The organism is Pseudomonas sp. AP42, from assembly GCF_001728935.1.
GTDB lineage: Bacteria > Pseudomonadota > Gammaproteobacteria > Pseudomonadales > Pseudomonadaceae > Aquipseudomonas > Aquipseudomonas lactis.
Map to the genome: position 1 here is coordinate 1 of NZ_LYSO01000039.1, position 22,149 is coordinate 22,149.

20 protein-coding genes are annotated in these 22,149 nt (G+C 59.0%); 10 read left to right on the top strand and 10 right to left on the bottom strand.

Going from position 1 to position 22,149, the window contains the following annotated elements:
• Positions 1 to 352: 352 nt before the first annotated feature.
• Positions 353 to 592: a sulfurtransferase TusA family protein gene (locus A7K61_RS15880; protein WP_032892981.1), complete on the bottom strand. Its 240-nt coding sequence runs from the start codon at positions 590 to 592 to the stop codon at positions 353 to 355.
• A gap of 95 nt (positions 593 to 687) precedes the next feature.
• Between A7K61_RS15880 and A7K61_RS15885 the strand changes: the two genes are divergently transcribed.
• The gene (locus A7K61_RS15885) at positions 688 to 2,121 is read left to right on the top strand and encodes a M48 family metalloprotease (protein WP_032892982.1); all 1,434 of its coding nucleotides are present in this window, start codon (positions 688 to 690) and stop codon (positions 2,119 to 2,121) included.
• 69 nt (positions 2,122 to 2,190) lie between these two features.
• Here the strand turns inward: A7K61_RS15885 and A7K61_RS15890 are convergent, their stop codons facing one another.
• The 5 genes from A7K61_RS15890 to rpoE all read right to left on the bottom strand — a co-directional run bounded on the left by A7K61_RS15890 (position 2,191) and on the right by rpoE (position 6,039).
• On the bottom strand, positions 2,191 to 3,627 hold the full coding sequence (locus A7K61_RS15890; RefSeq protein ID WP_014717365.1) for a DegQ family serine endoprotease: 1,437 nt from the start codon (positions 3,625 to 3,627) through the stop codon (positions 2,191 to 2,193).
• 39 nt (positions 3,628 to 3,666) lie between these two features.
• Positions 3,667 to 3,795 (bottom strand): hypothetical protein, encoded by a 129-nt coding sequence (locus tag A7K61_RS33780; RefSeq protein WP_256557875.1) that lies wholly within the window; start codon positions 3,793 to 3,795, stop codon positions 3,667 to 3,669.
• 66 nt (positions 3,796 to 3,861) lie between these two features.
• The gene (locus A7K61_RS15895; protein WP_069557904.1) at positions 3,862 to 4,821 is read right to left on the bottom strand and encodes a MucB/RseB C-terminal domain-containing protein; all 960 of its coding nucleotides are present in this window, start codon (positions 4,819 to 4,821) and stop codon (positions 3,862 to 3,864) included.
• Positions 4,822 to 4,837: 16 nt separating this feature from the next.
• Positions 4,838 to 5,425, bottom strand: a complete 588-nt coding sequence (locus tag A7K61_RS15900) for a sigma-E factor negative regulatory protein (RefSeq protein WP_003189451.1) — start codon at positions 5,423 to 5,425, stop codon at positions 4,838 to 4,840.
• A 32-nt stretch (positions 5,426 to 5,457) separates the two neighbouring features.
• Complete coding sequence (gene rpoE, locus A7K61_RS15905) at positions 5,458 to 6,039, bottom strand: RNA polymerase sigma factor RpoE (RefSeq protein WP_003172477.1); 582 nt, start codon at positions 6,037 to 6,039, stop codon at positions 5,458 to 5,460.
• 459 nt (positions 6,040 to 6,498) lie between these two features.
• Between rpoE and nadB the strand changes: the two genes are divergently transcribed.
• Positions 6,499 to 8,115 (top strand): L-aspartate oxidase, encoded by a 1,617-nt coding sequence (nadB, locus tag A7K61_RS15910; RefSeq protein ID WP_060766073.1) that lies wholly within the window; start codon positions 6,499 to 6,501, stop codon positions 8,113 to 8,115.
• Here nadB and A7K61_RS15915 read toward each other — a convergent pair.
• Both A7K61_RS15915 and A7K61_RS15920 read right to left on the bottom strand, forming a co-directional pair.
• Positions 8,084 to 8,530, bottom strand: coding sequence for a protein YgfX (locus A7K61_RS15915; protein WP_069557905.1), 447 nt, complete (start codon positions 8,528 to 8,530; stop codon positions 8,084 to 8,086). The genes nadB and A7K61_RS15915 overlap by 32 nt on opposite strands.
• The gene (locus A7K61_RS15920; protein WP_014717362.1) at positions 8,514 to 8,768 is read right to left on the bottom strand and encodes a succinate dehydrogenase assembly factor 2; all 255 of its coding nucleotides are present in this window, start codon (positions 8,766 to 8,768) and stop codon (positions 8,514 to 8,516) included. Before A7K61_RS15920 ends, A7K61_RS15915 begins: the two co-directional genes overlap by 17 nt.
• Before the next feature lie 139 nt (positions 8,769 to 8,907).
• Between A7K61_RS15920 and A7K61_RS15925 the strand changes: the two genes are divergently transcribed.
• Both A7K61_RS15925 and A7K61_RS15930 read left to right on the top strand, forming a co-directional pair.
• Entirely contained in the window at positions 8,908 to 9,849 is a 942-nt protein-coding gene (locus A7K61_RS15925; protein ID WP_069557906.1) for a folate-binding protein YgfZ, read from the top strand.
• 36 nt (positions 9,850 to 9,885) lie between these two features.
• Positions 9,886 to 10,707, top strand: coding sequence for an HDOD domain-containing protein (locus A7K61_RS15930; RefSeq protein WP_047710297.1), 822 nt, complete (start codon positions 9,886 to 9,888; stop codon positions 10,705 to 10,707).
• Here the strand turns inward: A7K61_RS15930 and A7K61_RS15935 are convergent, their stop codons facing one another.
• Both A7K61_RS15935 and A7K61_RS15940 read right to left on the bottom strand, forming a co-directional pair.
• Positions 10,708 to 12,093 (bottom strand): sensor histidine kinase, encoded by a 1,386-nt coding sequence (locus A7K61_RS15935; protein ID WP_003189439.1) that lies wholly within the window; start codon positions 12,091 to 12,093, stop codon positions 10,708 to 10,710. It lies immediately after the preceding gene.
• Complete coding sequence (locus A7K61_RS15940) at positions 12,086 to 12,757, bottom strand: response regulator (RefSeq protein ID WP_044272794.1); 672 nt, start codon at positions 12,755 to 12,757, stop codon at positions 12,086 to 12,088. Before A7K61_RS15940 ends, A7K61_RS15935 begins: the two co-directional genes overlap by 8 nt.
• Positions 12,758 to 12,992: 235 nt before the next feature.
• Between A7K61_RS15940 and A7K61_RS15945 the strand changes: the two genes are divergently transcribed.
• The 6 genes from A7K61_RS15945 (at position 12,993) to A7K61_RS15970 (ending at position 22,093) form a co-directional block, all read left to right on the top strand.
• Positions 12,993 to 14,285 (top strand): OprD family porin, encoded by a 1,293-nt coding sequence (locus tag A7K61_RS15945; RefSeq protein WP_044272793.1) that lies wholly within the window; start codon positions 12,993 to 12,995, stop codon positions 14,283 to 14,285.
• A 28-nt stretch (positions 14,286 to 14,313) separates the two neighbouring features.
• A complete protein-coding gene (locus A7K61_RS15950; protein WP_169918518.1) occupies positions 14,314 to 15,303 on the top strand; it encodes a tripartite tricarboxylate transporter substrate binding protein in 990 nt (329 codons plus the stop codon).
• 147 nt (positions 15,304 to 15,450) lie between these two features.
• The gene (locus A7K61_RS15955; protein ID WP_044272791.1) at positions 15,451 to 15,909 is read left to right on the top strand and encodes a tripartite tricarboxylate transporter TctB family protein; all 459 of its coding nucleotides are present in this window, start codon (positions 15,451 to 15,453) and stop codon (positions 15,907 to 15,909) included.
• 1 nt (position 15,910) lies between these two features.
• The gene (locus A7K61_RS15960) at positions 15,911 to 17,425 is read left to right on the top strand and encodes a tripartite tricarboxylate transporter permease (RefSeq protein WP_047710295.1); all 1,515 of its coding nucleotides are present in this window, start codon (positions 15,911 to 15,913) and stop codon (positions 17,423 to 17,425) included.
• Positions 17,418 to 18,446, top strand: coding sequence for an AbrB family transcriptional regulator (locus A7K61_RS15965; RefSeq protein WP_069557907.1), 1,029 nt, complete (start codon positions 17,418 to 17,420; stop codon positions 18,444 to 18,446). The genes A7K61_RS15960 and A7K61_RS15965 overlap by 8 nt, the downstream gene beginning before the upstream one ends.
• 155 nt (positions 18,447 to 18,601) lie before the next feature.
• Positions 18,602 to 22,093, top strand: coding sequence for a YncE family protein (locus tag A7K61_RS15970; protein WP_069557908.1), 3,492 nt, complete (start codon positions 18,602 to 18,604; stop codon positions 22,091 to 22,093).
• Positions 22,094 to 22,149: the final 56 nt, after the last annotated feature.

A 22,149-nucleotide genomic window follows, 5' to 3' on the forward strand; every position in this document is an offset into this window, starting at 1 on the left:
AAGTGGCCGTTACCGCAGCAATGGATATGTACACTATCCAACTGTGTTGACTGCCAGGCCGCCTTCGCGAGCAAGCCCGCTCCCACAGTTTGATCGTGGGGTGTCAGGTAGATAGGGGGCGGCTGGCAGGCTGTCATCGCAGGCAAGCCAGCTCCCACAGTTTGATCGCAGGGTGCCAGGTAGATAGGTGTCGCCTGTCAGGCCGTCTTCGCAGGCAAGCCAGCTCCCACATTTGGATCGTGGTGGGTCAGGTAGACAAGCATCGGCCGTCAGGTCGTCACGGGAGCAAGCTCCCTCACCACAGGGTCAGCTTGGTACCGAAGTTGTGTAAATACCTTGCCTCGTAAGGCCTTCAGGCCTTGCGCAACCAATAGCAGTACACGCCAGCAGCCTCTTCTTCCCGAACCAGCGTATGGCCCGCCAACCTGGCAAAAGTGCGGAAGTCACGCTGGGAGCCTGCATCGGTGGCGGTCACTTTAAGCACGGCGCCGCTGGCCAATCGATTGAGCTCCAGCTTGGCCTTGAGCAAGGGCAACGGGCAGTTCAGACCGCTGGCGTCGAGTTCGGCGTCACAGGCTACAACGTCGGTCATGGTGTTACTCCAGGCAAACATTCGGGCTGCTTAGAATATCTGGTCCCAAGCTCAGTGTCCGGCTACAGTAAGCTCTTTGTCGAAAGGCTTTGTGCATGACTTTTTTGCGCCCTACCCTGCTGACGCTGGCCTGCCTGCTGGCCTCCCCGGCCTTCGCTGACGACCTGCCGTCACTTGGTGACGCCAGCTCTGCCATTGTCTCGCCGCAACAGGAATACCAACTGGGCCGCGCTTGGCTGGCTTACCTGCGCGGCCAGGTCTCGCAACTCAATGACCCGCAACTCAAGGATTACGTCGAAACCAGCGTGTACAAGCTGGTGGAGACCAGCCAGGTCAATGACCGGCGCCTGGAATTTATCCTGATCAACAGCCCACAGCTCAACGCCTTCGCGGCTCCGGGTGGGATCGTCGGGGTCAACGGCGGTTTGTTCCTCAATGCACAGACCGAAGGCGAATACGCGTCGGTACTGGCCCACGAACTGGCGCACTTGTCTCAACGCCACTTCGCCCGAGGCGTGGAAGCGCAATCACGCATGCAACTGCCGATGATGGCTGCCCTGCTTGGCGGCATTATCGCCGCCGCTGCGGGTGCCGGCGATGCCGGTATCGCCGCGATTGCCGGCTCACAAGCCGCCGCGATCCAGGAACAGCGCCGCTTCTCCCGCCAGAACGAGCAGGAGGCCGACCGTATCGGCATCCTCAACCTGGAGAAAGCTGGCTACGACCCGCGCTCCATGCCCACCATGTTCGAACGGTTGATGCGCCAATACCGCTTCGACGCCAAGCCGCCGGAGTTCCTGCTGACTCACCCGGTCACCGAATCGCGTATCGCCGACACCCGCAACCGCGCCGAACAAGCCAAACCCGGCGGCAAGGAAGACAGCCTGCGCTATCAATTGATTCGCGCGCGGGTACAACTCAAGTACGAAGACACACCAGGCCTGGCTGCCAAGCGCTTCCAGGCGCAGCTGGACGAAAACCCTAAAAATGACGTGGCACGCTATGGCCTGGCCATCGCCCAGATCAAGGGCACTCAACTCAAGGAAGCACGGGAAAGCCTGGCGCCGCTGCTGGCCAAGGCGCCCAACGACATCACCTACAACCTGGCCCAAATCGAACTGGACATCACCAGCAACCGCATGCCGGATGCGCAGCAACGTACCGACCGCATGCTCACCCAGTACCCCAGCAACTATCCGCTGAACCAGGTACGGGTAGACCTGCTGCTTAAACAGAACCGTACCGCCGATGCAGAAAAGGCACTGGACGGGCTGCTCAAGTCGCGCCCGGACGATCCGGACGTGTGGTATCAGGTCGCCGAAACTCGCGGCTTGTCCGGCAACATCATTGGCCTGCATCAGGCCCGCGCCGAATATTTCGCACTGGTGGGGGATTTCCAGCAAGCGATCCAGCAGTTGGACTTTGCCAAGCGGCGCGCGGGCAGTAACTTCCCGCTGTCCTCACGCATCGACGCCCGTCAGCGTGAACTGATCGAACAAGAGCGCCTGGTAAAAGGCATGATGAGCTGAACCCGCCGCCCACAAAAAAGCCCCGCTGCCGTTAACCGGCAGCGGGGCTTTTTTTATGGGGCTAGCGGATTACTCGGCCAGCTTGAAGGTGATGAAGCTGGCACGGCCTTGACGCAGGACGCGCATCGACACCGAGCGATTCTTCGGCAACGCCTTGGCGATGTCGGCGAATTCCTTGGTGGTGTCAATTGCCTGGTTGTTCAAGTGAGTGATCACGTCACCCGGTTGCAGGCCGATCAAGGCGGCTGGGCCGTCCTGAACTTCCTTGATCACCACACCGCTTTGCAGGTCGAAGGTTTTCTTCTGCTCGGCGGTCAGTTCAACCACGGCGATACCCAGGCGGTTACTGCTGCGCTCGGCACCGGGCTTGGCGTTACCCAGGGCATCCAGGGTCGCGCCTTCTTCCGGGATTGCCCCTACGGTCAGTTCGACGTTCTGGCGCTTGCCATCACGAATCACTTCCAGCTTGGCTTTGCCGCCAGCCTTGAGCGCGCCGACCAGATGAGGCAGGTCCGCCGACATGATGATCGGCTGGCCGTTCATGCTCAGGATGACGTCACCCACTTTCAGGCCGCCTTTGGCCGCGGGGCCATTGTCCTGAATCTGCGCAACCAGGGCACCGGCCGGCTTGTCGAGACCGAAGGACTCAGCCAGGTCCTTGTTCACTTCCTGGATGACCACGCCCAACCAGCCGCGGCTGACCTTGCCGCCGCTTTTGAGCTGATTGGAGACGTCCATGGCCACATCGATCGGGATCGCGAAGGACACACCCATGAAGCCACCGGAGCGGGTGTAGATCTGCGAGTTGATCCCCACCACTTCGCCGGCCAGGTTGAACAGCGGGCCACCGGAGTTACCCGGGTTGATCGGCACGTCGGTCTGGATGAACGGCACGTAGTTTTCGTTTGGCAGGCTGCGACCGATGGCGCTGACGATGCCTTGGGTAACGGTGTGGTCAAAGCCGAACGGCGAACCGATCGCGACCACCCACTGACCGGCCTTCAGGTCCTGGGACTTGCCCAGTTTAAGCACCGGTAAATCCTTGCCATCGATTTTAAGCAAGGCCACGTCGGAACGTGGATCGGTGCCAATCAGCTTGGCCTTGAGTTCACTGCGATCGGCCAGGCGCACGAGAATTTCATCGGCATCGGCAATCACGTGGTTGTTGGTGAGGATGTAGCCATCAGGCGAAATGATGAAGCCGGAGCCCAGGGATTGGGCTTCGCGCTGGCCACCACCGCCACGGGGGGAGCGCGGTTGCGGCATCCCTCGCTCGAAGAACTCGCGCAGCATGGGCGGCAAGCCTTCCAGGTCGGGCATCTGCTGGTTCGAGACCTTGCGATCCGGCAGCTTCTGCGTGGTACTGATGTTCACCACGGCAGGCGAGGCCTGCTCCACCAGTTGGGTGAAGTCAGGCAACTCGACCGCTTGCGCAGGTAAGGCCTGACCCAGCACCAGCACTGTGGCGACTATGGATAAGTAAGACTTCAAACGTGGTATCGACATACAGCTCCCGTTACGACGAGCAGGGTTAAGCGACAGGGTTCAATAAACGCCGGATACGGCGACCGGCATTTTTGTTCCGCGAACAAACAAGGCCAGAGCCATCAAACCCTGACCTATAAAAAACATGGGAAGTTTTTGCAAGTGAAAATGCTGATCCAGAAATTTCATACGCCCAGCGTCCAACCAAATTCGGGCTCAGATTGAAAGAACAGGATGAACATAAGATTAACAATCTCAGGGCTTGGCGGCGGCCTTTTCACCACGCACCGACAACGCGATGCGTTCCGCAGTGCCGATGGGAATTTCGCCCACCACCGTGACCATCATTTCGCCATCGACCGTATTCAAACGCCGCGAGACTGCCACGGTTGGCCCAAGCTGAGCGCGGGTTTCATTCACGTCAGCGCCACTGGCCGACTCGAGAAACACCGAAAAACGCGCGAGCCCATCGTCATACATCAGGCTGTCGACGGTAGATTTCGTTTGGGGATCTTTGCGCGTAGCGCTGCTGATCTGTTGGAAACCAGGCGGTAGCCAGTCCAGATGCCACCTTTGCGTGGCAGACAGGTCAGGTGTTTTAGCGGCAGACATTGTTACCGGTGAACAGTCGCTGCTGGGCTGCAAGTCCTGGTCAGAAGGAGTAGCCGAAGTATCCAGGCGCGTGAACTGAAAACGCTCCAACAACTGCCCTTGATCGTTGAGCAGCAAGGACTTGAGCGGCAGCGCAGTCTCACGATCCAGGTGTAATTCAAACCCATAACGGTAAGGGTCACGCGCACTGATCGAGACAATCACCGCATTACGACCAGCCACGCGGGATTTGCCAATGACGGCCAGTTCATAGAATGGATTGAGTTTTTTGGGATCGAGAATACGCGAGGGGGCATCAGAAGAATGACCGAGGCTGGCAACCAACGCGCCACTGACGCATTGCGCCCGGCCGTCTACCCGAACCGCTTCCTGGGCGGAGCCGTCAAGCTGCAACAAGCGTTCACGGACATGACCATCCTGGACGCGGTGCCAGATGTCATGGGTGGAAAAACTGCCGTTACGTTCGTAGACAAACGTACCTTCAAAGCTTTGCTGCTGCTCTGCACGCCCAAGTCGAGTCAGCCAGTCTTGGGCTTCATCGGCATGGGCGGATAGTGCAAACCAACTACTGAGAAAAAGCGCAAGGAGCGGTATGGCGCGCATAGGGCTCCTTAGCGAATCAGCGGTTTTCCTGGCTCGCTGCACGAGCGTATGGCAGAGCGCTTTCAGTGCCTTTGGCGGCCGATTCCTGCGCATGTTGACGCAGGTAGCCTGGAAGGCGCTGATCCTGCCAGCCGGATTGCCCCTGAAGTACACCATTGGCCATAGGGCCGGTGGTATCGGTGCTTTCCTTGTAGCCAGCCAGCACGGCAGGGCCTTTGACTTGCGGACCGGCCATGACCGGCTGCTGAGTCTGTTGGGCCAGCTCGTTGCCTGCGATCTCGTCCTGGTTGTACAGGCGAACACCTGCCAACACAGCAACGGTCACCGAGGCGGCCACTGCCAGACGACCCAGGCTGCGCCATGGACCACGCGAGGCTTTTGCCGGAACGGCTTCATCAGCCAGTGCAGCAGAAACGGCCGCAGCAATATCCAGACGAGGGATTAGGAGATCCTTGTGCATCACCGCCCGAGCGACTTGGTAACGAGACCAGGTATCACGGGTTTCGGCGTCATCAAATGCATTGAGCACTCGACGAAGTTCCAGTTCATCCGCTTCGTTATCCATCACTGCGGACAGCGATTCCTGCAGGGCATCACGACTCATGGCGGTTCCTCTCTTGGCTGTCGCCGCTGTCTTTAGTTTTCCTGCAACAACGGTTGCAAGGCTTTGTCGATGGCTTCCCGGGCCCGGAAAATCCGCGACCTCACAGTCCCCACCGGACATTGCATGACGCTCGCAATGTCTTCGTAACTCAGACCATCGAATTCACGTAAAGTTAACGCCGTACGCAAATCTTCTGGCAGTTGCTGAATAGTGCGATGGACGGTGCCTTCGATCTCGTCGCGCAGCAATGCACGCTCCGGCGACTCGAGATCTTTGAGGCCGTGATCACCATCGTAAAATTCTGCATCTTCTGAACTGACATCACTGTCTGGTGGGCGACGACCGCGTGACACCAGATAGTTTTTCGCCGTGTTAATGGCGATGCGGTACAGCCACGTGTAAAACGCACTGTCACCGCGGAAATTTCCAAGTGCACGGTAAGCCTTGATAAAGGCTTCCTGTGCAACGTCCTGCGCTTCATGGGTGTCGTGCACAAACCGCACGATCAACCCGAGAATTTTGTGCTGGTATTTCAGCACTAGCAGATCAAATGCTCGCTTATCACCGCGCTGTACGCGCTCGACCAGCTGCTGATCCTCTTCCTGGGTTAGCATGAACACTCCTCGTTGTACTTGAAGGAGGCTTGCATAACTAAACGATCAGGCTTGCAAACATAGACTCGGGCTTTTCGCAAAAGTTCTCCCCCTTCAAGCAAGTTTCCGGCATGCACTGATTTGGCACACACGAAAAACGCAGCACGGTCGGTGCCGGCTGCGCGAATAATCTTGTCGCCGGTTTCGTGACGCGTCCAATGCTCCCGACGGGCCAATAAACTCAACGTTTTCCCAGCTTTCGGGCAACCTGCTATTGAGTCGGGGCTCATGCAAAAAGTTCCCGTCCCGCCAACCGGCCGTTTCCCAAAGCTGCGCAGCATAATCTCACAATGCCACGAAGGCGTGGCTATTGTGCCGCTCCACCCCTCTATATACTAGTGGCCCGTGTGACCCTTTGATTCGCCGATCCAGGCGTCCTGTTTGCGCCCCCTCTGGATCGCTTTTTGCGGAATCCGTCAAATGAGCCAACAGTTTCAACACGATGTCCTGGTTATCGGTAGCGGCGCCGCCGGCTTGAGCCTGGCCCTGACGCTGCCCAGCCATTTGCGTATAGCGGTTTTGAGCAAAGGCGACCTGGCCAACGGCTCGACCTTCTGGGCCCAGGGCGGTGTCGCCGCAGTGCTGGACGACACCGACACCGTGCAATCCCACGTCGAAGACACCCTCAACGCCGGCGGCGGCCTGTGCAATGAAGACGCCGTGCGCTTCACCGTCGAGCACAGCCGGGAAGCCATCCAATGGTTGATCGACCAAGGTGTACCCTTCACCCGTGATGAACATGCCGGCAGCGACGACGGCGGCTTTGAGTTCCACCTGACCCGTGAAGGCGGCCACAGCCATCGCCGAATCATTCACGCCGCCGATGCCACCGGGGCTGCGATTTTCAAGACCCTGCTCGACCAGGCCCGCCAACGCCCCAACATCCAATTGCTGGAGCAGCGCGTCGCCGTCGACCTGATCACCGAAAAACGCCTGGGCCTGGCGGGCGAGCGCTGCCTGGGCGCCTACGTACTCAACCGCACCAGCGGTGAAGTTGATACCTATGGCGCACGCTTCACCATTCTCGCCTCGGGCGGCGCCGCCAAGGTCTACCTCTATACCAGCAACCCCGACGGTGCCTGCGGCGACGGCATTGCGATGGCCTGGCGCTCGGGCTGCCGGGTCGCCAACCTGGAGTTCAACCAGTTCCACCCCACGTGCCTGTATCACCCGCAGGCCAAGAGCTTCCTGATCACCGAAGCCCTGCGCGGTGAAGGTGCGCATTTGAAGCTGCCCAATGGCGAGCGCTTCATGCAGCGCTTCGACCCACGCGCCGAGCTGGCGCCACGGGATATCGTCGCCCGCGCCATCGACCACGAAATGAAGCGCCTGGGTATCGACTGCGTGTACCTGGACATCAGCCACAAGCCCGAAGCCTTTATCAAGACCCACTTCCCGACGGTCTACGAACGCTGCCTGACTTTCAATATCGACATCACCAAGGGCCCGATCCCCGTGGTACCGGCCGCGCACTACACCTGCGGGGGCGTAATGGTCGACCAGCATGGCCGCACCGACGTGCCGGGCCTGTATGCCATCGGCGAAACCAGTTTCACCGGCCTGCACGGCGCCAACCGCATGGCCAGCAATTCACTGCTCGAATGCTTCGTGTATGCGCGCTCGGCGGCAGCGGACATTCTTGAGCAACTACCGCGCATCCCGGTACCGGCCGCCCTGCCCCGCTGGGACGCGAGCCAGGTTACCGATTCGGACGAAGACGTGATCATCGCCCACAACTGGGACGAGCTGCGGCGCTTCATGTGGGACTATGTGGGCATCGTGCGCACCAACAAGCGCCTGCAACGGGCGCAACATCGAGTGCGCTTGCTGCTGGATGAGATCGACGAGTTCTACAGCAACTATAAGGTCAGCCGCGACCTGATCGAATTGCGCAACCTGGCCCAGGTGGCCGAGCTGATGATTCGTTCAGCCATGGAACGCAAGGAAAGCCGCGGCCTGCATTACACCCTCGACTACCCTCAGATGCTGCCCGAAGCCCGGGACACTATCCTGGTGCCAACCACCTACGGCGGCTGAACTTCAGGCGTACCCGCAGGCGCCGATGCACATCGGCGGCCTGCGCATCCTTGGGCACGCAGATGGACCGCACTCGCCGTTCACCCTGCACCCGGTAACGCAACACCACGATCAGCGGCAACGCCAGGCTGTCGGGCCGCAGTTGCACAGAGTGCCACCCGCGTGCGGCGCTCCATAATTGCCAGCCATCGTCGTCACGGCGCAGGCCACGAATCGACGAACGGTGAGTGAGCAGGATTCGCCGCGGTAATATCCAGGCACAATGAGCCAGGCATAACAGGGTGCCAAGGCTTGAGTAAGGCAGATTTAGAACCAGCAGGCTGCCCAACGCGATCAGTTGGGCAAGCACATAGGCCGCCAGCAACAGCCGCGAGGCCTGCCAGCGGCATTCGAAACGATTACTTGGGCTGGACACGGTCCAGGATCATCCGAACCATGCGCTGCAGCTCCGGGTCTTCGGATTCGGCGCGCTCCATGAACCAGCCAAACATGTCCTGGTCTTCGCACGTGAGCAACCTGACGTAGAGGTCGCGGTCCACCTGATTGAGCGTCGCGTACACCTCTTTGGTGAAAGGCACCAGCAACACATCCAGCTCCAGCATGCCGCGACGGCTGTGCCAGTAGAGGCGATTGATTTCTACATCTTCGACCATGGAGCCCTCCTAAATTAGAGCGCAAGTATACAGCCCCGACGACACCGGAACAGTCGGCTTTGGTCGACCGCGACGAAACTATGCATTTGCCGGACGCCCCTCTATGATGCACCCATGACTTTTTGACCTGCGATGACCCATGGCTGACTCCGCTTTTTTCTGCTCCCTGTCCCACGAAGGCGTTCTCGCCGTCCGCGGCTCCGATGCTGCCAAGTTCCTGCAGGGCCAACTGACCTGCAACCTCAATTACCTGAGTGATACCCAGGCCAGCCTTGGCGCGCGCTGCACGCAAAAAGGCCGGATGCAGTCGAGCTTCCGCATCCTGCTACAGGGTGATGGCGTACTCCTGGCCATGGCCACCGAGTTGCTAGAGCCGCAGTTGGCGGATTTGAAAAAGTACGCGGTGTTCTCCAAGTCCAAGCTCACCGACGAAAGCGCTGCCTGGGCGCGCTTCGGCCTGGCTAACGCAGACGCGGCCTTGACCGCTCTGGGCCTGGAACTGCCGGTCGAGACCGACAGCGTGGCACGCAACGAGGCATTGATCGCCGTCCGCGTTTCCCCGGGCCGTGCCGAACTCTGGGTACCTGCCGAACACGCCGACACCGTGCGCAGCCAATTGGCCGCACAATTGCAGCAGGCTGACTTGAATGCGTGGCTGCTTGGCCAGATCCGTGCCGGTATCGGCCAGGTGATGCCCCAGACGCGCGAGCTGTTCATCCCGCAGATGCTCAACCTGCAAGCCGTGGGCGGCGTGAGTTTCAAGAAAGGCTGCTACACCGGCCAGGAAATCGTCGCGCGCATGCAGTACCTGGGCAAACTCAAGCGGCGCCTGTATCGCCTGAGCCTGGAAACACCCGAACTCCCCGAGCCAGGTACTCCACTGTTTTCCCCCAGCCATAACAGCGCAATCGGCGAAGTGGTCATCGCCGCAAAAGCTGACCAGTCGATTGAACTTCTCGCGGTGCTGCAAGCCGAAGCTGCCGACAGTGGCGACGTGCGCTTGGGCACCTTGGAAGGCCCGGGCTTGCACCTGCTTGACCTGCCCTACCAACTGGACCGAGATCGCGAGATCCAGCGTTAATCGCCGTACTTTTTTGCAGCACCCTAGAGAGCATGAATGAACAAGCTGGCGGAAAAAGTCCAACAAGCGTTGGTAACGGCCATCGATAACGATGACCTGGTTCTGCCGACATTGCCGGAGGTGGCCCTGAAAATTCGCCAGGCCGCCGAAGACCCGGAGATCAGCATCAGCCACCTGAGCAAAGTGATCAGTCGTGACACGGCCCTGTCGGCGCGCCTGATCAAAGTGGTCAACAGCCCGTTGCTGCGGGCCAGCCAGGAAGTCACCGACCTGCACACCGCCATCACCCGGCTCGGTACCAACTACAGCAGCAACCTGGCTATCGGCCTGGTGATGGAGCAGATCTTTCACGCCCGCTCCGAGGTGGTCGAACAGAAAATGCGCGACGTGTGGCGCCGCAGCCTGGAGGTGGCAGGCGTGAGCTACGCCTTGTGCCGTCGCCACAGCCAGCTCAAGCCAGACCAGGCGGCGCTGGGTGGCCTGGTGCATCAGATCGGCGTGCTGCCGATCCTCACGTATGCCGAGGACCATTATGAGCTGCTGGCCGACCCCGTCAGCCTCAACCACGTCATCGACAGCATCCACCCGGTGCTGGGGGACAAGCTGCTACGGGTGTGGGACTTCCCCGAGATGCTGGTGAACGTGCCAGGCCAATACCTGGACCTGACACGCGACTCTGCCAGCCTGGACTACGTCGACCTGGTGCAGGTCGCCGCGCTGTACTGCCACCGCGGCACCGACCATCCCCTGGGGAGCGCGCCGATTGCCACATTGCCGGCCCTCATGAAGTTACGCATAGACCTGCACAGCGACGCCCTGCGCAGCGAACTGGACGAAGCGCGCTCGATGTTTTACTGATCAACCCGCGATAAAACTCACGCGTACCTTAAGCCCCGCCAGCTCGCCATCATGCAGGCTGATCTGCGCCAGGTGCGCACGGCAAATCTCCCCGACAATCGCCAACCCCAAGCCCGAGCCCATGCCCTGCTGGCTGCGTCGATAAAAACGCTCGAACACCCGGTCCCGCTCATCCAGCGGGATACCGGGGCCGTCATCTTCCACCTCCAGCACCGCCGGGGCCGTCACCCGCAGAATCACATTGCCGCCGGGTGGCGTATGGGCCAAGGCGTTGTCCACCAAGTTGCTCAGCAACTCGTTGAGCAGCGTCGGTTCGCCACGCAGCCATACCGGCTCATCGGCCTCCAGCGCCAGGGCCACGCCTCGCGCGTGAGCCAGCGGCGCCATGGCCATACCGAGCTCACGGGCCAACTGGCTTAAATCGAGCAACTGCGCACCGCCTTCGGCAATGGCGCGGGCACCGTTTTCGATGCGGGCCAGAGACAACAACTGATTGGCCAGGTGCGTCAGGCGGTCGGTGCCCTGAGCGGCCGTTTCCAGGGTGCTGCGCCAGGTGGCCGGTTCTTCGGCGCGCAGGCCCAGCTCCAGCCTGGCTTTGAGCGCCGCCAACGGTGTGCGTAGCTCGTGGGCAGCGTCGGCAATAAACTGCGCCTGGCGCTCGAACTGCCCGCGCAGGCGTTCGGTGAAATGGTTGAGCGAGCGCACCAGTGGGCCGAACTCATCCTGAACTTCCACCAATGGCAGGGGCCGCAGGTCATCGGGCTGGCGCTCTTCTACCGCCGTGCGCAGGCGTTCCAGCGGGCGCAGGGCGGCGCTTACCGCGAACCACACCAGCAACAATGCGCCGATGGCGAGCATACCCAGGCGCAGCAGGGTGTCGGCCATCAGGCTGCGGGCCATGGCCACCCGCGCTTCGTCGGTCTCCGCGACACGAATTTCGGCCATGCCATTCATGTTCGGTTCCGAGACGGCCTTGAGCAGGCTCACCACCCGTACATGCTGGCCCAGGTACATGGCGTTGTAGAACCGCGCCAAGGCTGGGTAATCGTCGGTGCGGGGCGTGCCGGGCGGCGGGCCGGGCAGGTTTTCGTAACCGGAAATCAGCTTCTGATCAATGTCATTGACCTGGTAATAAATGCGCCCGGCACTGTCGTAGGCAAAGGTGTCCAGGGCGACATAAGGCACATTGGCGCTGAGGGTGCCGTCCACCTGGGTCAAGCCGGCGGCAATGGTGCGCGCCGAGGCCAGCAGCGTACGGTCATAGGCGGTGTCGGCGGCTTCGCGGCCGTTCCAATAAGCGCTCATGCCGCTGGCGAGCATCAACAGCACCAGCAACAGCGCCAGGTTGCACAGCAAGCGCCAGCGCAGGCTGCTGGGCTTATGCATCACGGGCTTCCAGCAAATAGCCAAGGCCGCGGAAAGTGACGATGGCGATGGGCTGGCCATCGAGCTTTTTGCGCAGGCGATGCACGTAGATCTCGATGGCGTCGGGGCTGGCCTCCTCGTCCAGGCCAAATACCTGGGAAGCCAATTGCTCCTTGCTCATCACGCGACCCGGCCGGGCGATCAAGGCTTCGAGCACTGCTTGTTCTCGGGAGGTCAAGGTCATCAGTTCGCCCGCCACTGTGAAGCGCCGGGTATCGAGGTCGTACACCAACACACCGCAGGTCTGCTGGCGCTCGCCGCCCAACACGCTGCGCCGCAACAGTGCCTTGACCCGCGCTTCAAGTTCCGTAAGTTCAAACGGCTTGGCCAGGTAGTCATCGGCGCCCAGGTTCAGGCCGTGCACGCGGTCTTTTACATCACTACGAGCGGTCAGCATCAGCACCGGCAGGTTTTTTCCACGCGCCCGCAAACGCGCGAGCACCTCGAAGCCATCCAGGCGCGGCAACCCTACGTCCAGGATCGCCGCAGCGTATTCCTCGCTGCTCAAGGCCAGGTCCGCCGCCACGCCGTCATGCAACACATCAACGGTCAAACCCATGCTCTTGAGCGCTTGGGCGACACTTTCGGCGAGCTGCAGATGGTCTTCAACCAACAGGACACGCATGGATTTCTACCTCATTCAGGGGTGGTCGGCGCCACGCTTTGCCCGGCAGTTTACAGCCGCAACCTGGCCTGTGAAGCCCGAAAACATTGAAAGGCGATTGAAAGGTTAGTGAAAGCTTCGCCCTTTAGCATCCAACCACGGTGGTCTATGCCCGCCGAGTTGCCTGACCCGTAGCGCCCGAAAAACGCCTCGAAGCGTTTTCGCCAAAATAAGAACAATAACGGAGTACACCACGATGCTGTCGACCCAGCCACAGGCTTGCGCGCCTGTTCGCTCTTCCCGCCTGACCCATACCGCCCTCGCCAGTGCCGCCGCCCTTGCCGGCTTTGCGCCGCTCAGCCAGGCTGCCTTCTTCGAAGACAGTAGCGCGACCCTGGAAACCCGCAACATGTACTTCAACCGCGACTTTCGCGACGGTACCAGTGCGCAGCAATCCAAGCGCGACGAGTGGGCACAAGGCTTCATGCTCAATGTGCAATCGGGCTACACCGACGGCACCGTCGGCTTTGGCGTGGATGCGCTGGGCATGCTCGGCGTCAAGCTCGACTCCAGCCCCGACCGCACCGGCACCGGCCTGCTGCCGACCCACGATGACGGCCGCGCCGCCAACGAGTACGCCAAGCTGGGCCTGACCGGCAAAGTGAAAATCTCCGCCACTGAGCTTAAGATCGGCTCGCTGATCCCCGAACTGCCGATCCTCAAGCCCAACGACGGGCGCATCCTGCCGCAGACCTTCAACGGTGGCTTGATCACCTCCAAGGAATTCAAGAACCTGGTGTTCACCGGTGGCCGCCTGGACAAAGCCAAGGACCGCGACGACACCAACTACGAAGACATCGCGCTCAATAACAAGAACAGCCGCTTTCTCAGCGGTGCCACCGGCAAGCACTTCAACTTTGGTGGCGTCGACTACAAGTTCGCCGACAAGATCACCGGCAGCTACCACTTTGCCCAACTCGACGACGTTTACCGCCAGCACTTCCTCGGCATGGTCGCATCCCGCCCGATGGGCCCTGGCACCTTCGGCGCCGACCTGCGCCTGGCGATCAGTGATGACACCGGCTCGGCCCGCGGCGGCAATATCGACAACACGTCCCTCAACGGCCTGTTCAGCTACGCTCTCAATGGTCATAAGCTCAGCGCCGGCTACCAGCACATGTCAGGCGACAGCGCCTTCCCGTATGTGGATGGCAGTGACCCGTACCTGGTCAACTTCGTGCAGATCAACGATTTTGCCGGCGCCGAAGAACGCTCCTGGCAAGCACGCTACGACTACGATTTCGCCAAGCTGGGCATTCCGGGCTTGAGCTTCATGAGCCGTTACCTCTCGGGTGACAACATCAAGCTCAAGAACGGCGAGACCGGCAAGGAGTGGGAACGCAACAGCGAGATCAAGTACGTGGTGCAAAGCGGCACGTTCAAAGATGTAGCCGTGCGCCTGCGTAACGCCACCTATCGCTCCAACTATTCGGCCCGTGACGCAGATGAAATGCGCTTGCTGGTCAGCTACAGCGTCGCACTTTGGTAGTACCCCCCTCATAACAAAAACGATGGAGATCACCATGACCCTTTCACTGCGTAAATTTGCCCTCGCCGCCGGCTGCATGCTGTTCGCCGGCCAACTGCTGGCCGCCGACGAACCCAAGCGTCCGGAATGCATCGCCCCGGCCTCCCCTGGCGGTGGTTTTGACCTGACCTGCAAGCTGGCGCAAAGCGCGCTGGTGAACCAAAAGCTGCTGACCAAGCCGATGCGTGTGACCTACATGCCAGGCGGCGTGGGCGCGGTGGCCTACAACGCGGTCGTGGCCCAGCGCCCTGCGGACGCCGGCACCCTGGTTGCCTGGTCGAGCGGTTCGCTGCTGAACCTGGCCCAGGGCAAGTTCGGCCGTTTTGATGAAAGCGCCGTGCGCTGGTTGGCGGCAGTGGGCACCAGCTATGGCGCCATCGCGGTGAAAAGCGACTCGCCCTACAAGACCCTCGATGACTTGGTCAAAGCCTTGAAGAAAGACCCAGGCAGCGTAGTGATCGGCTCCGGCGGCACCGTCGGCAGCCAGGACTGGATGCAAACCGCGCTGATCGCCAAGGCCGCCGGGATCAACCCACGCGAGCTGCGTTACGTCGCCCTTGAGGGTGGCGGTGAAATCGCTACGGCCTTGCTGGGTGGCCACATCCAAGTGGGCAGTACCGACATCTCCGACTCCATGCCGCATATCCAGAGCGGCGACATGCGCCTGCTGGCGGTGTTCTCCGAGAAGCGCCTGGATGAGCCAGAGATGAAGGACATCCCCACCGCCAAAGAGCAAGGCTACGACATCGTCTGGCCGGTGGTGCGTGGCTTCTACCTGGGGCCAAAGGTCAGCGATGCCGACTACGCCTGGTGGAAAGACGCCTTCGACAAACTGCTGGCCTCCGAGGAGTTCGCCAAGCTGCGTGACCAGCGCGAGCTGTTCCCGTTCGCCATGACCGGCCAGGAGCTGGACACCTACGTGAAAAAGCAGGTGGCAGACTACAAAGTGCTGGCCAAAGAGTTCGGCCTGATCCAGTAAACGCCCCTCTCTTGTGTAATGCCCCTGTAGGAGCGAGCTTGCTCGCGAAGAACCCAAGGACATCCACGTGCGTCCAGACAGCACGCGTTATCGTTGACGTTTTTCGCGAGCAAGCTCGCTCCTACAAGAGGGGCCTTGGAGTTTTCTATGCTCTTACAACGCATTTTTGCCGCGGTGCTGTTACTGGCCTGTATCGGCCTGGCACTGATGGCCTGGCCGTATCAGGCGGCTTTTTCCTACGAACCTGTAGGGCCAAGAGCCTTCCCGCTGCTGCTGCTCGGGCTGATGGGCCTGGCGCTTGTCTACATGATGATTCGTCCACAGGCGACCAAGCATACCGACGACGAACCGGCGCTGGATCGACCCACGCTGATCAAGATCGGCATCTGTGTGGCCCTGTTGCTGGTGTTTGCCGGCACATTCGAATCCTTGGGTTTCATTCTCAGCAGCATGCTGATCGGTATTCCGATGGCACGGCTGTACGGCGGCCGCTGGTGGCCCAGCGTGGTGATCATCACCTTGATGAGCGTCGGTCTTTATCTGCTGTTCGATAAAACCATGGACGTACCGTTGCCCCTCGGCCTGCTCGACGTTCTGGAGAACTGATATGGATACTTTTGGCTATTTGGGCCAGGGTTTCGGCATTGCGCTGAGCCCCTATAACCTGGTGACCGCGTTGTGCGGCACCCTGATCGGCACAGTGGTCGGCCTGCTGCCGGGCCTGGGCCCGATCAACGGCGTGGCACTGTTGATCCCCATCGCCTTTGCCCTGGGCTTGCCGCCCGAGTCGGCGCTGATCCTGCTGGCAGCCGTGTACCTGGGCTGCGAATACGGTGGCCGCATCAGTTCGATTCTGCTGAACATCCCGGGCGAAGCGTCCACCGTGATGACCACCCTCGACGGCTACCCGATGGCTCGTAAAGGCCTGGCTGGCGTGGCACTGTCGTTGTCGGCCTGGAGTTCGTTCATCGGCGCGTTTATCGCCACCTGCGGCATGGTGCTGTTCGCCCCGCTGCTGGCCAAGTGGGCGATTGCGTTCGGCCCGGCGGAATACTTCGTGTTGATGGTGTTTGCGATTGTCTGCCTGGGCGGCATGGCCGGTGACAAACCGCTGAAGACCTTCGTGGCGGCGCTGATCGGCTTGTTCCTTTCCTGCGTGGGCATCGACGCCAACAGCGGTGTATACCGCTTTACCGGCGACAATATTCACCTGACCGACGGCATCCAGTTCGTGGTGCTGGTACTCGGCCTGTTCTCCATCAGCGAGATCCTGCTGCTGCTGGAAAAAACCCACCGTGGCCAGGAAGCAGTGAAAGCCACCGGGCGCATGATGTTCAACGTCAAGGAAGCCTTGTCGGTACTCACCGTGAACCTGCGTTGCGGCGTGTCGGGCTTTATCATCGGCGTGTTGCCGGGTGCCGGTGCGACCATGGCGTCGGCCGTTGCCTACATGACCGAGAAACGCATCGCAGGCGCGAGCGGCAAGTTCGGCCAAGGCGACATGCGCGGCCTGGCCGCCCCTGAAACCGCGATTGGCGCATCGGTCTGCGGCGCCATGGTACCGATGCTGACCCTCGGCGTTCCGGGCTCGGGCACCACGGCGGTGATGATCGGCGCCCTGTCGCTGTACAACATCACTCCTGGCCCGCTGCTGTTTCAACAGCAACCGGACATTGTCTGGGGCCTGATCGCCTCGTTGTTCATTGCCAACATCATGCTGGTGGTGCTCAACATCCCGATGATCCGCATCTTCACCCGTATCCTCGCCGTGCCGAACTGGGCGCTGGTGCCGGTGATCGCCATCATCACCGCGATTGGCGTGTACGCCGTGCATGCCACCACCTTCGATCTGTTCCTGATGATCGCCATCGGCATCTTCGGCTACATCCTGCGCAAGCTGGACTTCCCGCTGTCGCCGCTGCTGCTGGGCTTTATCCTCGGCGGCCTGATGGAGCAGAACCTGCGCCGTGCGCTGTCGATCTCCAACGGTGCGCTGGAAATCCTGTGGTCGAGCCCGATCACCTTTGGCGTCTGGGTACTGACCGCAATCATGCTGCTCGTACCGTTGCTGCGTATCTGGCGTAAACGCGTGCAACAGCGTCGTGCCCTGGCCGATGTCTGAGGTCACCTTTAAACATTGGTGGGGAACACCGCTGGTCGGCCTGGCCGGCGGTTACCTGGCCAGCCTGGTGGGCTGGCCGTTGCCGTACATGGTCGGCTCGTTGCTGGCGATCATCCTGGTGCGTTGCCTCACGCCCTGGCAGTTGGCAGAGATTCCCGGCGGGCGCAAATGCGGCCAATGGGTGGTGGGCATCGGCATCGGCCTGCATTTCACCCCGGTGGTGATCGAGCAGGTGATGAGCCACTTCGGCCTGATCTTCTTCGGTGCACTGGTCACCAGCTTGTCGAGCGTCGTGGGCGTGTGGTTGATGCGCCGCAGCGGTGAAGACCGTGCCACAGCGTTTTTCTCCAGCATGCCGGGCGGCTCCGGCGAGATGGTCAACCTCGGCGCCCGCAATGGCGCGGTGCTCAGCCGGGTGGCGGCCGGGCAAAGCCTGCGAGTGCTGGTGGTGGTGTTGTGTGTGCCGGCGATCTTCAAGTATTTGCTCGGGGGCGGCGCGCCGCAGTTTCATCCAGCGCCCGTGGACTGGGCGTGGCTGGCCGTGCTGTTTCCGATGGGTGCGCTGGTCGCCTGGGGCTGGCAACGCTTGCGCCAACCCAATCCCTGGTTGTTCGGGCCGTTGCTGGTGAGTGCGGTGGCCAGCGTGACCTGGGACTTGCACATTGGTCTGCCTGATGGCGGCAGCCAGATTGGCCAATGGCTGATCGGCAGCGGTTTGGGTTGCCACTTCAATCGGCAGTTCTTCCGCCGCGCGCCGTCGTTTATGGGCCGCACCTTGATTGGAACAGCCTTGACCATGGCGCTGGCCACGTTGGCAGCAGTGGGGTTAAGTGCATTGACCCAATTGGATCTGCGCTCACTGACACTGGGCATGATGCCTGGCGGCATTGCCGAGATGAGCCTGACGGCGGAGACGCTGCAATTGTCGGTGCCGCTGGTGACGGCGATGCAGGTGATGCGCTTGTTGTTTGTGTTGTTTCTGGCGGAGCCGTTGTTTCGGCATTGGAATCGTCAGGCCTGATCTTTCTCGAGGGACGGCCCTTCATGGGCCACACCGTTCGTCGCTACTGTCAATTCTCACAGCTAGTCAGCTCGCATTAATAAACTTTGAATGGTTTTACCCCCCCCTCACCGAGGTGGAAATAGGGGTACCCCGCCATCTCAAGGAAGCTGACCATGAGCCAAGATCTCGAAGCTTTAGAGCACAACCAACAACTCGACCTCACCAACTGCAGCGAAGTGGATATTTCTCACCCGCAGGTCATTTCTCGCGTCCCCTTCGCCAGCCTTACACCCTACATACCGAATCTGACGCAACCTGTTGTCGGCTTCTTTGGCGGCGTCAATAAGGCAGCTCTGAACGTTCAACGAGAGAAAGGCCTGTTGTGTATTCTGCTTCCCTATCTGAACCAGGCAGAAGGAGATTACGTCGAGCTCTATTGCCGAGGCATTCAAGTCGACTTCCACAACGTAACCAGCTATGAAGCCGATAATGGCTTGCAAATACCACTCTACATACCCTATTTACGCCTCCCAGACGGGCCCGTAGAAGATGTATTTTTCAGGGTAACGCCCAAAAATGGCAACGTGGAGGAAACCGCACACTTCAGGTTAAAGGTCGACACCCTTGAGCCCGGTGGGCGTGACAACATCGCTAGCACGCCTCAAAATGACAACCTGCCCAAGCCCATCTTCCCTGCGGGCATCATTAACAACGGTGTGAAAGAAACAGACGCCCAGCTTGGGGTAGAGGTTACCTTCAATAGATACCCGATAGACGACTCGCTCCCCACGGGGCATCACCGCGCAACACGTGACAATATTCGCCTGAGTATCGGCGGAGTCATCAAAGACTTCCCAATAACGGAAGGCGAAGCAGGCAGTACCGCGCCTATCAAGCGCTTCATATACAAGCAAACCTGGGATGAAGTCGGCAGCGGGCAACACGTATGTGAGTACGAGGTAGTCGACGAGGTCGGTAACTACTCGCTGGGGTGGTCCCCCATGCAGCTTATTTCGGTCTACCTCAAGGGCGCGCCAGATCCCCTGAAAAAGCCATATATAGAAGATGCCAATGAGAACGGCGAATTGGACCTTGACCAGTTGCACGGTCAAGACGCCACTATTGTAGTGCAAGTGCGCGACGAGGATTTTCTGCGCAACGATTTAATTCGTATACAGGCTGAAGGGCGTACACAGGATAACGTCATCATCACGAAGTACTACGAGCATGAGGTGTTGAGCCTCACACGAGATGCGAGGATCCCACTTCCTTTCAATGATCTATTGCCCTTGGTAAAAGGCAGTTTACGTTTGCGTTACGAACGTATCCGCTTTGGCGAAGAGATAAAGAATTCGGACATTGAGGTGGTGAATATCATCGGCCAGGGAAGTGGGATAGGGCTTGCTCCTCCCTTGGTGATTGAAGCGCCTGATGGGAATTTGCCCGCCGACCTTTTAACTGTCACGGTATACATAAATACTTATACGGGACAGCAACCGACTGACGCCGTTACGCTCTTGTTGTATGGCACCTATCCCAACGGTGCGGGTTACTACCGTGAAATCGGCCCTCGACGTGCAAACGAGGGACCAATCGTTATCCGGTTGATGAATGGACCAAACGGCGATATTGCCAAACTTGAAGGTGGTACGCTCGATATCGCCTATCGAGTGGAGCCCGAGAAAGGAGCTAAACGTGAGTCCGAGGTTACGCACATTGAGGTCGGGGACAATGTAGCCTCATTGCCAGCGCCCTTTGTCGAGGAAGCACCGCCACCTGACTTCATCTTCAACCCTGATGAATCCCTCTATGGAGCGACCATCGTTGTCCGTAGAAATGTTGCGTTCACCTTGGACAGTATTGTTTATCTTCACTTTGAGGGTAGCGGGCCCAATGGGGCTCTTCCACCTATAGAGTTCAAGATCACTAAAAACTGGCTTAACAAAGACCTGTATTTTGATATCGATCGCGCAACCGTTCTGAAAAGCCGCGATCGTACGGCGAGCATCTATTACACGTTAGTGAAAGAGTATGAACGGATGCGTTTTTCACATGCGGTCATTATGAAAATCGGCGCTCCATTGAACCTTCCAGTACCCGAGATTTTAGAAGCGACGAAGATTCCTGATGAAGATCGCGCAACGATCAATCCAGAGCACGTATTGACCTTGAATGTTTTCACGATCCGGGTCAGATTCCCAATGCTTTTCGATGATCAAATCATCGCGTACTTCGAAGGAGTTCAAGGTATAGGCTCTCCTCTCATTCCATCACAACTGGGCAACCCCGCCCAGGGTTTTGTCGACTTTACTGTGAACAACAGGGCTATCGCGGCCAACCTAGGCCGATCATGCTCAGTTCGATATAAAGTACTTCGTGCCGGCGGCACTACCGATTCGAAGATATTGACGTTAGATGTTCAATCGCTGTCGTCGGATTTACTGAAGGTGGTGAGCGTACCCGAAGCAGTAGGCGGTGTGATCGACGCCAACGGCTATAACAGCGTGCTTGCGCTTAACTATCCCTTTATGAATGTGAATCAGGAATTCTGGATCGACTTGATAGGTGAAAAAAACTATGAATTGCGCCCAGGCAGGATGGTGACACCAACAGAGTTTGCAAACAAAAGAATCGTAGAAGAAATACCCACCGAGTACCTGGGTAGCCTGTCGAATGAAAGCGACCTGCGTATTGACGCTCGGGTATCTTTGAACGGACTAGGTTCCAAAGACTCGGCGATACCTCTGGTGACACCGCCTGCGTATCGAATCAAAAAAGCGGTGGGTGTGATTGCTCATATTTATGTTGGCGCAGGTCCCAGAAGACTGACACTTAGCCCTGATGGGAGCAGGCTTTATGTTGCCAACGAAACTTCTCATACTGTTTCCGTGATTTCTACGACCACTCTTAAAGTTATCAATACGCTCTCCGGATTCAATAGACCCCATGCAGTTGCGGTGAGTCCTGACAACGGACGGCTCTACGTAAGCAATTTGGGCACGCAACGGGTGACCGTCATTAATACAAACAGTTATGCCGAAATCAATCAGATCCCAGGATTCGCCGCCCCTTATACCATCAGCCTGAACACGGATGGAACACGCCTATATGTTTCTTGCTACTCATCTCATGCGGTATATGTCCATGACACCAACTCAGGATTGCGGATTGGAACGCTCAGCGGCTATACCTACGCTGCGGGACTGGCTTTTAATCCCGGCAATACACGCCTCTATGCAGGGGCCTACACCAATGTCAACATCATCGATCCACCGTCACATACTCAAGTTGGGGCTATAAGGGGCTTCTCCATCCCTAGAGACATGGCATTTAGTCCGCACAATTCCACTTCCACCCCAACTTTGTATGTCGTAAACACAAACGCCAGCAACATCATAACAGTGAACGCAGGCACCAATATTATCCGCAATACTTTAACCGGGTTCAGTACTCCGTATGGCATAGCCATGCACGGCTCCCTTCCTTTTGCCTATGTCACCGACTATGGCAATAACAGCTTAAAAATAATAGATACTCTTTCAGAAACGGTTATTGATGCTATAACAGGGCTCAACCAGCCCTTTGGCGTTGCCTTATCCCCTAACAACGCAAGGATCTTTGTAAGCAATTACGGAGGTGCCTCAGTAACAGTTATCAGCACTTAACACTCAATTAATGCGCCATAAAAATGCCTCACCCTTTTAAAAGTGAGGCATTTTCG